Origin of the sequence: Kribbella sp. CCNWLW201 (assembly GCF_037203805.1) — a bacterium.
Lineage (GTDB): Bacteria > Actinomycetota > Actinomycetes > Propionibacteriales > Kribbellaceae > Kribbella.
Genome location: NZ_JBBCBQ010000003.1, coordinates 64,413 through 78,361 on the forward strand (window position 1 = coordinate 64,413; position 13,949 = coordinate 78,361).

Annotated in this window: 15 protein-coding genes; 4 read left to right on the top strand and 11 right to left on the bottom strand. The window is 68.3% G+C overall.

Features of this window, described 5'->3' with window-relative positions:
* Window position 1: 1 nt before the first annotated feature.
* The 3 genes from V9K99_RS15595 to V9K99_RS15605 are packed head-to-tail and all read right to left on the bottom strand — an operon-like array spanning window position 2 to window position 2,828.
* Window positions 2-1,558 (bottom strand): FAD-dependent monooxygenase, encoded by a 1,557-nt coding sequence (locus V9K99_RS15595; RefSeq protein WP_337000288.1) that lies wholly within the window; start codon window positions 1,556-1,558, stop codon window positions 2-4.
* The gene (locus tag V9K99_RS15600; protein ID WP_337000287.1) at window positions 1,534-2,100 is read right to left on the bottom strand and encodes a hypothetical protein; all 567 of its coding nucleotides are present in this window, start codon (window positions 2,098-2,100) and stop codon (window positions 1,534-1,536) included. Before V9K99_RS15600 ends, V9K99_RS15595 begins: the two co-directional genes overlap by 25 nt.
* A 53-nt stretch (window positions 2,101-2,153) precedes the next feature.
* On the bottom strand, window positions 2,154-2,828 hold the full coding sequence (locus tag V9K99_RS15605; protein ID WP_337000286.1) for a CBS domain-containing protein: 675 nt from the start codon (window positions 2,826-2,828) through the stop codon (window positions 2,154-2,156).
* A gap of 474 nt (window positions 2,829-3,302) precedes the next feature.
* On the opposite strand from V9K99_RS15605, the gene V9K99_RS15610 reads away from it, so the two are divergent.
* Window positions 3,303-4,277: an Acg family FMN-binding oxidoreductase gene (locus tag V9K99_RS15610; RefSeq protein WP_337000285.1), complete on the top strand. Its 975-nt coding sequence runs from the start codon at window positions 3,303-3,305 to the stop codon at window positions 4,275-4,277.
* Window positions 4,278-4,426: 149 nt separating this feature from the next.
* Window positions 4,427-6,826, top strand: coding sequence for a glycoside hydrolase family 65 protein (locus V9K99_RS15615; protein ID WP_337000284.1), 2,400 nt, complete (start codon window positions 4,427-4,429; stop codon window positions 6,824-6,826).
* Between the two features lie 92 nt (window positions 6,827-6,918).
* Here V9K99_RS15615 and V9K99_RS15620 read toward each other — a convergent pair whose 3' ends face one another.
* Together V9K99_RS15620 and V9K99_RS15625 are read right to left on the bottom strand one after the other, a co-directional pair.
* Complete coding sequence (locus V9K99_RS15620; protein WP_337000283.1) at window positions 6,919-7,635, bottom strand: nitroreductase family protein; 717 nt, start codon at window positions 7,633-7,635, stop codon at window positions 6,919-6,921.
* Window positions 7,636-7,881: 246 nt separating this feature from the next.
* The gene (locus tag V9K99_RS15625) at window positions 7,882-8,115 is read right to left on the bottom strand and encodes a hypothetical protein (RefSeq protein WP_337000282.1); all 234 of its coding nucleotides are present in this window, start codon (window positions 8,113-8,115) and stop codon (window positions 7,882-7,884) included.
* Window positions 8,116-8,144: 29 nt separating this feature from the next.
* Between V9K99_RS15625 and V9K99_RS15630 the strand changes: the two genes are divergently transcribed.
* Window positions 8,145-8,786, top strand: a complete 642-nt coding sequence (locus V9K99_RS15630) for a universal stress protein (protein ID WP_337000281.1) — start codon at window positions 8,145-8,147, stop codon at window positions 8,784-8,786.
* A 158-nt stretch (window positions 8,787-8,944) separates the two neighbouring features.
* On the top strand, window positions 8,945-10,057 hold the full coding sequence (locus V9K99_RS15635) for a phosphatase PAP2 family protein (RefSeq protein WP_337000280.1): 1,113 nt from the start codon (window positions 8,945-8,947) through the stop codon (window positions 10,055-10,057).
* Between the two features lie 6 nt (window positions 10,058-10,063).
* Here the strand turns inward: V9K99_RS15635 and V9K99_RS15640 are convergent, their stop codons facing one another.
* From V9K99_RS15640 to V9K99_RS15665, 6 genes are all read right to left on the bottom strand, one after another.
* Entirely contained in the window at window positions 10,064-10,948 is an 885-nt protein-coding gene (locus tag V9K99_RS15640) for a universal stress protein (RefSeq protein ID WP_337000279.1), read from the bottom strand.
* 53 nt (window positions 10,949-11,001) lie between these two features.
* Complete coding sequence (locus V9K99_RS15645; protein WP_337000278.1) at window positions 11,002-11,184, bottom strand: universal stress protein; 183 nt, start codon at window positions 11,182-11,184, stop codon at window positions 11,002-11,004.
* Complete coding sequence (locus V9K99_RS15650; protein WP_337000277.1) at window positions 11,181-11,894, bottom strand: universal stress protein; 714 nt, start codon at window positions 11,892-11,894, stop codon at window positions 11,181-11,183. The genes V9K99_RS15645 and V9K99_RS15650 overlap by 4 nt, the downstream gene beginning before the upstream one ends.
* 179 nt (window positions 11,895-12,073) lie before the next feature.
* The gene (locus tag V9K99_RS15655; RefSeq protein ID WP_337000276.1) at window positions 12,074-12,496 is read right to left on the bottom strand and encodes an Hsp20/alpha crystallin family protein; all 423 of its coding nucleotides are present in this window, start codon (window positions 12,494-12,496) and stop codon (window positions 12,074-12,076) included.
* A 117-nt stretch (window positions 12,497-12,613) separates the two neighbouring features.
* On the bottom strand, window positions 12,614-13,483 hold the full coding sequence (locus V9K99_RS15660; protein ID WP_337000275.1) for a universal stress protein: 870 nt from the start codon (window positions 13,481-13,483) through the stop codon (window positions 12,614-12,616).
* Entirely contained in the window at window positions 13,480-13,839 is a 360-nt protein-coding gene (locus tag V9K99_RS15665) for a VOC family protein (RefSeq protein WP_337000274.1), read from the bottom strand. Before V9K99_RS15665 ends, V9K99_RS15660 begins: the two co-directional genes overlap by 4 nt.
* Between the last annotated feature and the right edge of the window lie 110 nt (window positions 13,840-13,949).

Genomic DNA, 13,949 nt, shown 5'->3' on the forward strand with positions numbered 1-13,949 from the left:
GTCAGCGGGCTCCGACGAGGCGCAGCCACGCGTCGAGCTTCGCCCTGTCGGCCTGGCCGGACCGGAAACCGACATAGCCATCCGGGCGGACGGCCAGGATCTCGGATCCTGGCCCACCGGCCAGGCGATGGACGTGAACAGGTGCGCCGGGCGCGTCGAACTCGGCAGCTCCGGACAGCAGGAGATGTACGCCGGGCGTCGCGGTGAGGTCGTGCAACCGGACCGGTCTGCCGTCGCAGACGACCGTTGCATCCGGCAACCGGTCGCCCGGCTGAAGCCTCCGCCCGAGAGCTGGTGGGCCGGCTTTCGAGAGCACGCTGCCGCGGTAGTTCACCCGCAGCTGGGACAAGGTGCGGACCGCTTCGGCCAGGAGCCGCCGCTGCCGCAGCAGGAGCGGGACGGCTGGTGCCGCGAGTGGTGCCAGCGTCGTCCGCAGGAACACGGGCAGTGGCTGGGTCGACGCCTCGGCGAAGAAGATCAGATGCGTCATCGCGAGCACTCGGCGGGCGACCGGCCGGCGTTCCTGCTCGTAGGAGTCGAGCAGGTCGGTGTGCGGATGCTCGCCACCGGCCGCATAGGCGAGCTTCCAACCGAGGTTGATCCCGTCCTGGATCCCGGTGTTCATCCCCTGCGCTCCGGCCGGAGAGTGCGTGTGGGCCGCATCCCCGGCGAGAAACAGCCGCCGGTGCCGGTACGAGGCCGCGAGCCGGTGCTGCAACGCCACCCGGGCCGACCACCGCAGCTCCTGCACGGCAAGGTCCAGCCCCGACTCGTCGAGCAGGTACTGGACCTCGGACGCCGGGACAGCTGCGCTTGGCCGGCCAGAGCCTACTGTCGGCGCTTCGATGGCCGGCCGGGTGACGAGCACACGCCACGTCGCGCCCTCGCCGAGCGAGAAGACGAACAGCAATCCGTTGCGTCCAGCTGCCACATGCAGGGTGCCCGGCGTCAGATCGCCGGTCAGTTCCACGTCGGCGAGCACGACCTCCTGCCGGTAGGAAGCGCCCCGCCAGCCGATGCCCGCGAGCGATCGCACTGTGCTCCCCGAACCGTCGCAGCCGGCGACGAATCGGAAGCGTGCCTCCTCGCCCCCTGCGTTCGACCGCAGGATGGCCCGTGCGACGTCCTCGTCGATCGCGAGGTCCGCCAGTTCCACACCACGCTCGATCGTGACGCCTCGGCGGCTCAGTGCCTTCGCAAGAACGGTTTCGACGTCCATCTGCCGTATCAACGTCAGATGTGGGAACGCGGTGTCGGGCAGGTCCAGCCCGGCCAACCGAACCTCGACCCGCCTGCGCCCGAGGTGCAACTCCGCGCGCGGCGAGCTGTCGGCCCTGTCGAGCAGTTCGTCGGTCACGCCGAGCGGCCGCAGACATTCCAGCGTTCGCGGGTGCACGATCATCGCTCGCGAAGGCCGGAACGCCTCGAGCCGCCGTTCGACGACGCGGACTGTGGCGCCGTGGTCGTGAGCCTGAAGCGCCGCGGCGAGGCCGGTCGGTCCCGCACCGACCACCAGTACGTCGACCGGCTCGGTCACGCCGGGGCGACCATCCGCCACCAGGACCCCTGACCGGCCGGCTCAACCGGATCCAGCACGTGCGCGTCCGCCAGCAGGTCGTCGCACCGCAGGCCGGGAATGACCTGGTAGCGGATCGAGCCCTTCACACTCACCAGCTCGAGCACCCGCCACAGCGCGCGGGCATACGCCTCCGCAGACTCGGGCCCGTCCCACTCATACACACCCCGATAGGTGCCGAAGTCGTCGTGAGCCAGCCACAGCTTCGAGACGAACCCGTCGAAGCCGACGAACAGCGGAATGTTGAACCAGGACTCCCACCGGAACAGCGTGTGGCCCCGGCCGCGAACACGACGCAGCCGGAAGGCGACCACGAGCACGCAGGGGTCGGTGGTCGGCGGCCGGTCGACCACCGTCTCCCGGTACACCCGGCTCTGAGTTCCGTCGGCAAACCGCAACCGTCTGCCGACGTGCTCGCGCGGATGATGGATCCGGCGCCGACCCGCCAGCCGCACGGTGGCCACAGCGCAGTGCGCCACTGCCCCGAACGCCGTCGCCCGGGGCAAGGGGCCGTGCGCGGTCATCAGGACTCTTCCCGTTCGCCCGCGATCGGGGCTTGCTACGCCGCCGGCCGATGTCATACTCGCCGGCTCGCGGTCCCGGGCGCGGGCAAGGTGTCGTCGAACGCCCAGGTCAGCCCGTTCCGCACACCGACAACGCCGTCGACGTCGCGGACGAGTTGCTCGGCCCGGGCGACCGTGCTGCGGTGATCGACCTGCCCGGCCAGGGTGACGATTCCCTCGAGCACGCTGATGTCGACGGCGAAGGGGTCGTCCCAGAGGCCGCGCTCGACGACCTCACGCCTCACCCTGGCGAGCACCTCGCCGTCCGGGGACAAGAACGCCTTCAGCAGGTCCGACCGCGTGACGATGCCGACGAGCTGGTCTCCATCCACGACGACCAACCTGGTGATGTCCCGGGCAGCCATCAAGCGCGCGGCCTCGTCGAGCGTGCAGCCGCCTTCCACGGTCACCGCGGGATGGGTCATCAACTGTCCCGCGGTCACCGCTTCGGCCTTCGTCCGGCCGCGCGAACGCAACCAGGGGTAGAGATGCCGACGCTGGAACTCCTCCTTGCGCATCAGATCGGTCTCCGACACGACGCCGGCCACTCCGCCGAACGCGCTGCGCACCGGAACCGCGCTGAGATGGCGATCAGCCAGCGTTTCCACCACTGTCTTGTACGGCGTGTCCTCGGTCACCGTGATCACGTCGGTCGTCATCACATCCGAGACGGTCAGAAACTGCCTCATCACCTACTCCTTCCTTCACTCGCTCGGGTGGGCCGCGGGGATTTGGCGCAGTGCCTCGACGAAGCGCAAGGAGTCGTCGTACCCGCGTTGCCAGGCGTCCCCTCTGCGTGGACTCCTCCACTTCCATTCCACGGGCAGGACGGCCGGGTCAGCAGGGCCAAAGGTCACCGGTCGCGACACCCTTGGACCCAGCGATCGCAGATTCGGTGGTGGACCGTCCGGCGCCGATCGGTCCCTCGCTCACCATTTGGGCCCGGCGACACGGCATCACCGCAGCCAGGGGTAGCGGTGATGAGCATCAGCCGCCACCCGGATACGCCGGCAAGGGCCGTGGTCACCGCCCGAAGTGCCGAAGGACCCCTCACCTCGGGACCGATGCCCGCAGCCCCATCCGCACCGACGGACCAGGCTGAAGAGACGGCAGTGAAGCTATGGAAAGACCGATGGCCCGGCCCCGCAGCAAGGAGCACACCCATGAACACGGCCACACCGTTGACCCAGGACGAGGTGGGCATCCTGCTGGCCTCGGCGGTCCACGCACCTTCGATGCACAACACCCAACCCTGGCGGTTCGAGGTCCATGGGCCGGTGATCGACGTACATCTGGACGAGGAGCGCGTCCTGCCGGCCGAGGATCCGGCCGGGCGGATGGTCCGGATCGGACTCGGCGCGGCAGCGTTCAACCTTCGGGTGGCGGCTGCGATGCTCGGGCACGAGTCGACGTTCGCCGTCGTGCCCGACCCCGCCGAGCCGACCGTGGCGGCCAGGATCTTCCTGTCCGAAGGCCGGAGCCCGGTGCCCCAACTGGCCGCCCTCTACCGCGAGATCGGCCGTCGGCACACCTACCGCGGCCCGATGCGCGACTTGCCGATCCCACCGATGGTGATCAGTCGGCTGTCGGGCGCCGCAAACGCCGAAGGCGCGTTCCTGCATTTGCTCGATGATGACGCCATCCGGCGACTCGGCGGATTCCTTCGTCAGGCCGACGATCTGGAGCTGCGCGACGAGGACCGCTTGCACGAGCGGGCCCGGTGGATCGGCGGCCGGCGTACGGACGACGGCGTACCGGACACCGCACTCGGCCCGGTCCCGACCGAACCGGCGATGGTCAGGGACCTCGCGGCCGGGTACGACGTGAAGGGCCGCGAGCGGGCCGTCTTCGAAGCGAGGCCGGTGATCGCCGTCCTCAGTACCGACGATGAGGACGAGGCAGCCTGGGCTCGGGCCGGCCTGGCCCTGCAGCGGGTGTTGCTGACGGCAACATCATCGGTCCTGGCCGTCTCGTTCCTCAACCAGGCGCTGGAGCACCAGGAGCTGCGCCGGCAGGTGCGGGACCTGATCGGCGGCCGCGCCTGGCCGCAGATGATTCTCCGGATCGGCTACCCGGCCGAGGCGGAGGCCGGCACCGGGCGCATCCCGTGGCGGGAGACACTGGATCGCTGGTTCTGACCGAGATCGATCTCGGCGACCTGGACGTCCTTCGGCTGACGCTGGGCGTACTGTGCCGGTCCTCATCTCGCCGGGATGGTTCCAGCGGCCCCTCGACACAGGACCTTGGGCCCTGTCGCGGACCACCGCATCCAGCGGACAGTCGAAATATGAACGACTGGATCCATCGCTTCGGTGGCTACGATCCGGCGGACGAGCGGCGGCGTGAGGCTCTCTGCACCGTCGGCAACGGATACTTCGCCACCAGAGGCGCCTGGGCGGGATCGTCGGCAACGGACCACCACTATCCCGGGACCTACCTGGCCGGCTACTACAACCGGCTGACCGACAACGTCAACGACCACACGGTCGAGAACGAGAGTCTGGTGAACCTGCCCGACTGGCTGCCGCTGACGATCGCCATCGACGACGGTGACTGGATCACGCCGGACACCTGCGAGGTCCTCGAACACGATCAGGAACTGGACGTGCTCCGCGGCGTACTGACGCGGCGCTTCCGGCTCCGCGATCCGCTCGGCCGGGAGGTGAGCGGAGTCGAGCGGCGCTTCGCCAGCATGGCCGAACCGCACCTGGCCGGCCAGACGCTGGCCGTCACAGCGGTGAACTGGGCGGGCCGCCTGCGGCTCGGGACGGCCGTCGACGGATCGGTCCGCAACTGCGGCGTCGAGCGCTACCGGAAGCTGTCCAGCCGGCATCTCACCCACCTGGCTCCGATGATTGCCGACGGCAATCTCATCGTGGCGGCGAGCACGTCGCAGTCACGCCATCGGGTCGCCGTCGGCACCCGGACCGTTGCCACCCACAACGGATCGCCGGTCGCCGGCTGGTCTCCGCGGACGGACTCGACCTCCGCGTACGCCGAGATCGTCGTACCCGTCCACGCCGGTGACCTCGTCACCGCCGAGAAGGTAGCGGCGATCCATGGTTCGCGGGACCCTGAGATCTCCGAGCCATTGCTGGCCACGCGCACAGCGCTGGCCGGCGCACCCGGCTTCGACGAACTGCGCGAGGCCCACGTACTCGCCTGGTCACACCTCTGGCAGCGCTTCTCGGTCGAGCTCGAGGAGCCGTTCGACGGCACTCTGGCCGCCGTCCGGCTGAACCTCTTCCACCTGCTCCAGTCTGTCTCACCGCACAGCGGCGACGCCGATGCCGGCGTACCGGCGCGTGGTCTGCATGGCGAGGCGTACCGCGGCCACGTCTTCTGGGACGAGTTGTTCGTCTTCCCCGTGCTCACGCTGCGGATGCCTGCCCTGACCCGATCCCTGCTGCGCTACCGGCATCGACGGCTTCCAGCCGCCCGGCAGGCGGCTCGCCAGGCCGGCTACCCCGGAGCCATGTATCCGTGGCAATCGGGCAGCGACGGCCGCGAGGAAAGCCAGCGGCTGCATCTCAATCCCTTGTCCGGCCGCTGGACTGAAGATGCGACCTACCGGCAACGGCATGTCGGGCTGGCGATCGCCTACACCATGTGGCAGTACGTCGAGATGACCGGCGACCTGGAGTTCCTCGGAGATCGCGGCGCCGAGGTCATCGTCGAGGTGGCCAGGTTCTTCGCCGGGCTCGCGGAGTACGACCAGGGTCGCGACCGCTACGTGATTCGGGGTGTGGTCGGGCCGGACGAGTTCCACACGGGCTATCCCGGCCGCCCAGCCGCAGGGATCGACAACAACGCTTACACGAACGTGATGGCCGTCTGGTTGTTCGGGGTGGCCGCGAAAGCTCTGCACCGGCTGCCGGCCTGGCGGCGGGCGGAGCTGACCGAAACGCTCAGCATCCGCTCGGAGGAACTGAGCCATTGGGACGAGCTGACCCGGCGGATGTACGTGCCTTTCCACGACGGCGTGATCAGCCAGTTCGAAGGCTATGAGCAGCTGACCGAACTCGACTGGCAGCACTACCGGTCCACGTACGGCGACATCCGCCGCCTCGATCGGATCCTGGAGGCTGAGGGACGCGACGTCACGTCGTACCAGATCTCCAAGCAGGCCGACGTCCTGATGCTGCTGTATCTGCTGCCCCGCCCCGAACTGCACGACCTGATGGAACGGCTCGGCTACCCGTTCACCGCCGACACAATCCGCGACACGGTCGAGTATTACCTGGCTCGGACGTGCCACGGCTCGTCGCTCAGTGCGGTCGTGCATGCCTGGGGTCTGGCGATGCTGGATCCCGATCGGGCGCTCGGCTTCCTCGAGCAGGCCCTGCACAGTGACGCCGGCGATCCCGGCCGGACCGGCACGACCGCCGAGGGTGTCCATCTGGGCGCGATGGCGGGCAGCATCGATCTGATCCAGCGCTGCTTCACCGGCCTGGGCACCACCAACGACGTACTCCGCTTCGGACCACGCTGGCCGGCCAAGCTCGGCCCCCTCCGGATGGTGCTCCGCTATCGCGGGCACCGCATCACCGTCGAGGTGTCAACCACCGAAGTCACTCTCGCCGTCGACCCCGGCCCAGGACCCGCGATCGCGGTCCGCTGCTTCGGCCGCACCCGGCTGCTGAGGCCCGGCGAGTCCCGCACGTGGCCCAGCAGGTCCGCGAAGTGAGGAAGGCCGAGGAAGACAACGAGCAGCACCACCTCAGCTGCCACGGCCACGAGCGCATCGCCGTCACGCTCCGGTGTCGGGGAATGTCTGGGTCAGTCCAGCAGGACATCGGCGATCGGCCGACGTGGAGTCGGTGGGACGGGTGGGCCGTAGCCGACCCGGATGATGACTTGCGGGCGGTGCCAGGGGCCGAGTGGATCGTTGATCAGCCAGCGGAGCTCGTCGTGCTCCAGCGCTTGGTTGAGCAAGGACGTCGACAAGCCCTGGGCGGTCGCCTCCAGCAGCACGCGCTCCATCGCCTGACCGGCCCGGAGCCATTCGGGACGACCGTCGTGCCGGGTCGACAACACCGCCAACTGCGGTTCCGGCTCGAACGCTGCGACCGCCCGGTTCTCGTCCGCGGGAGTTGCGGCGAGATCCCGGACAGGGGCGGTTCCTCGATCGCTTCGTGGACCGAGTGCGCTGCTCGGAACACCGTCCTGAGCACGTGCGCCGCCGACCCAGCGGCGCCGTTCGGCGCTTCGTGCCGGGTCCTGATCGTCCAACGCACCGGCATCGTTGGTGGCCAACAGCAACCATCTTCGCCGGGGCACCGCTTCTGCCCATTCCAGTTCGGCGCCTTCCAGCCGGGCGGCCAACTCCAGTAGCTTCCGGTCCTCCGGGGGAACCCGACGATCACTGTAGGGCTGCCGGTTGGTCCGGCGCCGCTGCACGTACGGCGCCAGTGCCGACAGCGACTGGATCACCGGTCCGGGGATCACCAACTCGACCTCGGCGACGACATCGGGGATGAGCCCGATCCAGCACACTCCTGGTGTCGGTGCCGTCGCCGCACAGAGCAGCGGCGACGCGCAGGTTGAACACAGCGGCGCCGAGAGACAGGTACAGCATCCGCCGGTCGCGATCCTCGGCCGGTAGCTCCCGGGTGCGGTCGCGATGTACCTCGACCACCCAGCCACGGAAGCGGAACTTCCAAGGCTGGGTGTTGTGCACCGAGGGCGCCGCGACAGCTGCGCTGAGCAGCTGGTCACGGACATCCTCGGCCGGCGTGGTACTCACCGGCTGTCCTGCTCCACACCCTCAGTGCTGAAGAGAGCCACCGTGAGCGAACCCGTCCCGCCCGCGCGAGCGAAGACGTCGTACGCGTCCTGCATCTCGCCCAGACCGAAGCGGTGCGTGATGAGTTCCGGCATTTCCAGTCGGCCGGCTGCCGGCATGGCGAGCAACCGCGGCGTCTCCCGGACCGCCCCGGCGTGCCAGGTGCGGTGCTCAGGACCGCTCCACTTCACAGGTATGTACGGCGCTGACCCGGACGTCGATGGTCGTCGTACCGGACAACTGGGTTCGCAACGAAAGCGAGATCGGCATGGTCGTCGTCGGCGTCGACGGTTCGGACGCGTGCCAACCCGCGCTCGGCTTTGCCTTCGAGTTCGCCGCCGAGCGGGGCGCCGGCCTCACAATCGTCCACGTGCCTCGCGCGCCGCCCCAGGACTTTCCGCCTCCCGGCATCTGGATCGACCCTGAGGACACCCCTTGGTATCGCGACGCGCGGCAGCTGATCACCGAGTCCCTGGCCGGCTGGCCGGACAAGTATCCCAACGTGAAGTTCCGCACCCACTACCGTCCGGGACATCCCGTCCAGGTGCTGGCGCAGCACTCGAAGGCCGCCGACCTGATCGTCGTCGGTGGGGTCGGTCGCGTGAAGTTCACCCCGCTGCGACTCGGCTCGGTGTCTCGCGGCCTGCTTCACCACACGAAGTGTCCGGTCGCGATCGTGCACATCGGAGTCGCCGGGCTGACGCCGTCTCCTGACATGCTCGTCTCACTCGAAGCCCCGCGCACCGCGCGCGTCAGGACACCGATGGCTCTGGCCAGTGCGACAGTGGTCCGTCACCACGCCGCGGCCAGGGCCAGAGGTCTCGAGGTGGACCGCGGAGTCCCGCAGCGACCGGGACCTTGAGCCCGAGAAGAGTGTCGGCACAGGCCGAAGGCCTCCGGCCGGGTGACCCAAAGGTCCCTATCTCCGCACGGTTCCGGTCGGGGATGGTCGGAGGGGGTGAACTCATGTCAGCGAGGATGGCCGGAGGACCGCGATGGCGGGTCGCGTGGGACATTGTCGTGATCCTCGCCGTCATCGGCCTGTACTTCGGAATCCGCGGTCTGATCGAGACCCGGGTCGGCCTGGCCTACCGAAATGCCGAGCGGATCGTCGAACTCGAACAGTCCGCAGGCATCTTCACCGAGCCCGAGATGCAGAACGCGGTTGCCGATCACGCCTGGCTGGTCGACGCGGTCAGCTACTTCTACATCTACGGGCACTGGCCGGTGCTCGCCGTCACCCTGCTGTGGCTGATGATCCGGCACCGTCACGAATACTCCCGATTCCGCAACGCCATACTCATCTCCGGGGCGGTCGGACTGCTGATCTTCGCGCTCTTCCCCGTCGCACCACCGCGCTTCCTGACCGGCTACGGTTTCGTCGACACCGTCACCGAGCAGACCTCGGCTTATCGGGTGCTGCAGCCGCCTGCCTTCGTCAACCAGTACGCCGCGGTCCCCAGCCTGCACTTCGGTTGGAACCTGCTGATGGGCATTGCCTGGGCAAGCCTCGCCGGCCATTGGATCGCGCGTCTCTTCGGCTGGCTGATGCCACCGGCAATGCTGGCATCGATCGTCCTGACCGCGAACCACTACCTGCTCGACGGCCTGGCGGGCGGCGCCATCGCCCTTCTCGCCCTCCTGGCGGCCACCCACCTCACGGCACGGCGCACCAGGCGTCGCAAGGCTCAAACCCCCAACTCGCACCAGCCGCAGGAGTGGACAGATGGACAGGAAAAGACGGATCTACTTCACGCTGGCGATCGTCGGCCTACTGATCCTCGCCGCTTGTGCAGCCGGGCCGAACAATGTCGCCGACATCGACGCGCCGCGCATCGCGGGCTTCTGGCTCGGACTGTGGCACGGCGTGATCAGCCCGATCACCTTCATCGTGTCGCTGTTCACCGACAAGGTGAGCGTCTACGACGTGCACAACAACGGGAACTGGTACGACGCCGGTTTCATGCTCGGCGTAGCGACCGCGTTCTCGAGTGCCGGCAGGGCAGGCGGCGCCACGCCCCGGCGCCATCGCCCGAGCTGAGACGCCATCTCACCTCAGGCAGCCCGAGCAGAACCGCCGTGATTGCCTCAGCCACGGAGGACAGCTCTACCTGGCCGGTGAGCGCCGCGTAGGCGGCCTCAGGATTCGGCGACGGGCTCATGAACGACGGCGACCGGACACTTGGCGTGCTGCACCGCACCCCTGGCGACGGACCCCAGCAACGTTGCGGTCAACAGGCGCCGCCGGCGTCCGCCGACGACAAGCAGCTGCGCATCCCAGGCATCGGTCGCCCGGACGACGCAGTCGACGGGGTGCCCCCGCCATACATCGACCTCGACGACCAGCTCCGGGTACTTCATGCGCAGCCTCTCGGCGATCTCGTTGACGTGCCGGCGAACATCGGTCTCGACCTCCTCTGCCAGACCCGCCGGGTCCACGGCCTGCCAGCTGTACAACTTCGGCAGGTCCCAGACGTGAATCAGGCGCAAGGACAGTTGACGCTCGGTCGCCGCGGTGACGGCGAAGTCCATAGCTGCCTGATCCGCACCGGATTCGTCCAGCGCGAGGACGACCGGGCCGGCGTGGTCGGCCGGCTTCCACCGATCCGGGACGACGACCACCGGCACCGGCGAGTCCGACGCGACCGCCTCGGAGGTCGACCCGATCAGCAATCGCCTGAAAGCCCCCACTCCGCGCCGGCCGACCACTAGCATCCGGCTACCTGCGGCCAGCCGGTTCAAGGTCTCGGCCGGCGGTCCGACAACGAGGTCCATCTCGTGGTCGAGCGATCCGCGGTTCGCGTCGAGGTGCTGTTGCACGTCCTTGACGAGTTCCATCGCGGCGTCGTCGATCACGGTCGACTCCCAGTACGGCGATCGCCGTACCTGTTCGTCGATCACGTGCACTGCCCGCAGCGGTTCGTGCCGCAGCAGGGCTTCCTGCAATGCCCACTCCAGTGCACCATTGTCACGCCAAGAGCCGTCGACACCGACGTGAATGACCGGCTTGGTCGTCGTGCTCATGATCGGTCCTTTGTCTCGTTCGAGCTGGATCGTCGGTCTGGGGCGGTTGACACTCATCGCCGGTGCTTGGCGCCGCGGACGACCACCACCGGGCAACTGGCGTGGTGCAGCAGCCCCTGGCTGACTGACCCGAGTAGGAGCCCGCTGACACCACCCCGGCCGCGGGAACCGACCACTGCCATCGTGGCCTGCGCGGTCATTCCGGCGAGTGCCGGCACCGGGCGGTTCTCGATCACCTTCGTCCGGACGATGACGCCCGGATACTTCTGCTCGTAGGAACCGAGGCTTCGGTCAGCCAGTACCGCAGCACCGCGTGGGTGTCCGCGACCGGTTGGTCATGCCGATCGATCGGCTGCCAGCAGTACACGACGGTCAACGGCCGTCCGGATCGATTCGCCTCCTCGAAGGCGAATTCGACGGCCGCCTCGGAGTCAGCCGATCCATCTGTCCCGACCACGATCGGTCCGTCGTGTTGCTCGCCCCTCACCACGGCGACCGGGCAACTCGCCCGCGCGGTCACGGCGGTGACGACCGACCCCATGACGGCCGCCTGCCAACGGTTCGGGCTCTTGGTACCGAGAACGATCATCTCGGCACCTTCAGCGTGTTCGAGGATCGCCATCGCGGGTGACTCGTACGCGAGCCGGCCCGAGCCGGCATCGTTGCCGAGGCGGTCGCGGACGTAGTCGACCGCCTCGTCCAACTCGGCCTGGCACTGGTCGAGCGGTGGGACCGGGATGTATCCCTCCGCGCCGATGGTGGGCCAGTAGACGACAGGGGTCGAATAGACGGAGCGAACGACCCGGACGGCCGCACCTCGGGTTCGCGCGGCCTCGACAGCCCACTGCAGTGCGATCTGGCTCTCCCGTGTCTCGTCGACGCCCACGACGATGTACTTGTCCATGTCGGTCCACTCCACTCGCAAGCGGCGCCGGGCGAGTCGCATCGACTCGCCCTTCACTTCCAATCTCGCCGCCTCAGCGCCGGCGCCGACAGGGGCGTTGTACCCGGTTGCCCGGGGCAGTTGGCCTCTGCTGCACGGCACCAGAGACAGCACTCGCATCGTGACCGGGGCACAACCCTGACCCGGCCGGACGGCTCCGACCGGGTCAGTTTCGTGGAGCGTCAGTCGGTGTGCTCGATCGTGACCGAACGCGCCTCCTCGGCCTTCGCCGAGATCGGCACCGTCACCTCGAGGATGCCCGCGGTGTACTTCGCCGCGACCGAGTCCTCGTCGGCTCCGTCCGGCAGCATGACCCTGCGGGTCAGCGAGCCGTAGTGGAACTCCGAGTGACCTCCGTCGTGCTCCTCCTGTTGACGAGTGGCCGCGATGGTGAGCATGCCGTTCGCGACCTCGACCTTGATGTCCTTCTCCGGGTCCAGCCCGGGCAGCTCGGCCCGTACGACATACCGGCCTTCCTCGCTGAACTCCTCGATCCGGACACCGCGCATCGTCGCCGGCCAGGCGAACATGCTCGGCAGGCTCTCGGCCCAGTCGAACAGGTCCGCGAACTGGCGCCGGTTGTCCCGGTGTTGCAGCGTCGTCATGGGATCTCCTTTCTGCCGTCTTCCCTTCACTTCCACCACACCCTCGGCCGTCAGGCCCACGACAGGGGCCTATGGACCGTCCGACGTGGACCTTGGACCGTGAGCGAGCGGATCGGCTCAGGTCACGTGCTGGTGGACGATCGCGATCGGGCGGCCGGCGTGCTGAAGGATGCCTCGGACCGTCGAGCCGAGCATGGCCGCCATCAACCGATGATGGCTCCGCCCGCCGACAACCAGCAGTTCGGCAGCCGCCTCTTCGGACGCGTCGATCAACTCGGCGACGCGGTGGCCGCGCCTGAGCTCGGTCTCGAACGTCACGCCGGGGAACCTCTCCCGGCACTGGCGGCCCACCGCTTCGAGTTTGTCGTTGTGGTATCGGCGCGCCAGGTCGACAGCTCCCGCGGCGGACGCAGGATCTCCGGTATAGACGGTGGCGACGTCCCAGACATGAACCAACCGGATCGGTGCGCCGCGTTCCGCGGCCAGGCCGGCGGCGAAGGCCACCGCTGTCTCGCAGTACTCGATTTCGTCCAGGCCGACCACGACCGGCGCGGCCTGATCTCCCGGGCTCCACTTCGGCGGTACGACGACTACCGCCGTACCCGACTCCGAGACCACTGCCTCCGCCGTGGAACCGATCAGCAATCGGCCGACGAGACCTCGACCATGCCGCCCGACGACGAGCATCCGATCGTCTGCGGTGCACCGTCCCAGCGTCTGTGCCGGCGCCCCGGTCAGGATCACGCCCGTGTGCAGCGCAAGACTGTCATGGCGATCCAGGTACTCGCGGACCTCCTCAACCAACTGCTTGGCCTCCTGCACCGCTGCCGGCATGTTCAACGGGCCGACCGGCGGCCTGCTGTCGACCACGTGCAGCACCCGGATCGGAGCAGCACTCAGCCTCGACTCGTAGAGCGCCCAATCGACAGCACCGCTGTCAGCCCAACTGCCATCGACACCGACGGCGATGGCCAGCGCTTCTTTCATGGCTCGTCCTGATGCATCAGCCCGATGACGTTGCCGTCAGGGTCACTGAACATGGCGAACTGCCCGACTCCAGGAATGTCGGTCGGCTCGACCACGGTCTTCGCACCGAGCTCGCCGGCCCGGTCGAGCATCGCCCGCAAGTCCTCCACCGCGACATACACCGTCACGTACGGCGGCATCTCACCGCGCGTCTGCATCAGTCCACCACCGATGCCGATACCGTCCTCAGCGGCCGGAATCAACGAGTACTCCGGTCCTGCCGGCTGCAACCGCCACCCGAACAGCTCGCCGTAGAACGACGCCATCCGACCGAGCTCACGTCCACCGATCTCGAAGTGAATCACCGGACTCGTCATCACCGACACCTCCGCCTGCTGCGCTGTCTCTGTCCTTACACCTCCACCGAACGCCCGCACCGCCCACTGGCACAGAGGCCAAGTCCTCGCACCGATCCTCCAAAGGTCCT

Coding starts and splice junctions, on each gene's coding strand:
- V9K99_RS15640 (WP_337000279.1), bottom strand. CDS start 10,948: ATGAGCACGACGACCAAGCCGGTCATTCACGTCGGTGTCGACGGCTCT.
- V9K99_RS15600 (WP_337000287.1), bottom strand. CDS start 2,100: ATGACCGCGCACGGCCCCTTGCCCCGGGCGACGGCGTTCGGGGCAGTG.
- V9K99_RS15615 (WP_337000284.1), top strand. CDS start 4,427: ATGAACGACTGGATCCATCGCTTCGGTGGCTACGATCCGGCGGACGAG.
- V9K99_RS15665 (WP_337000274.1), bottom strand. CDS start 13,839: ATGACGAGTCCGGTGATTCACTTCGAGATCGGTGGACGTGAGCTCGGT.
- V9K99_RS15650 (WP_337000277.1), bottom strand. CDS start 11,894: ATGCGACTCGCCCGGCGCCGCTTGCGAGTGGAGTGGACCGACATGGAC.
- V9K99_RS15610 (WP_337000285.1), top strand. CDS start 3,303: ATGAACACGGCCACACCGTTGACCCAGGACGAGGTGGGCATCCTGCTG.
- V9K99_RS15605 (WP_337000286.1), bottom strand. CDS start 2,828: ATGAGGCAGTTTCTGACCGTCTCGGATGTGATGACGACCGACGTGATC.
- V9K99_RS15655 (WP_337000276.1), bottom strand. CDS start 12,496: ATGACGACGCTGCAACACCGGGACAACCGGCGCCAGTTCGCGGACCTG.
- V9K99_RS15630 (WP_337000281.1), top strand. CDS start 8,145: ATGGTCGTCGTACCGGACAACTGGGTTCGCAACGAAAGCGAGATCGGC.
- V9K99_RS15660 (WP_337000275.1), bottom strand. CDS start 13,483: ATGAAAGAAGCGCTGGCCATCGCCGTCGGTGTCGATGGCAGTTGGGCT.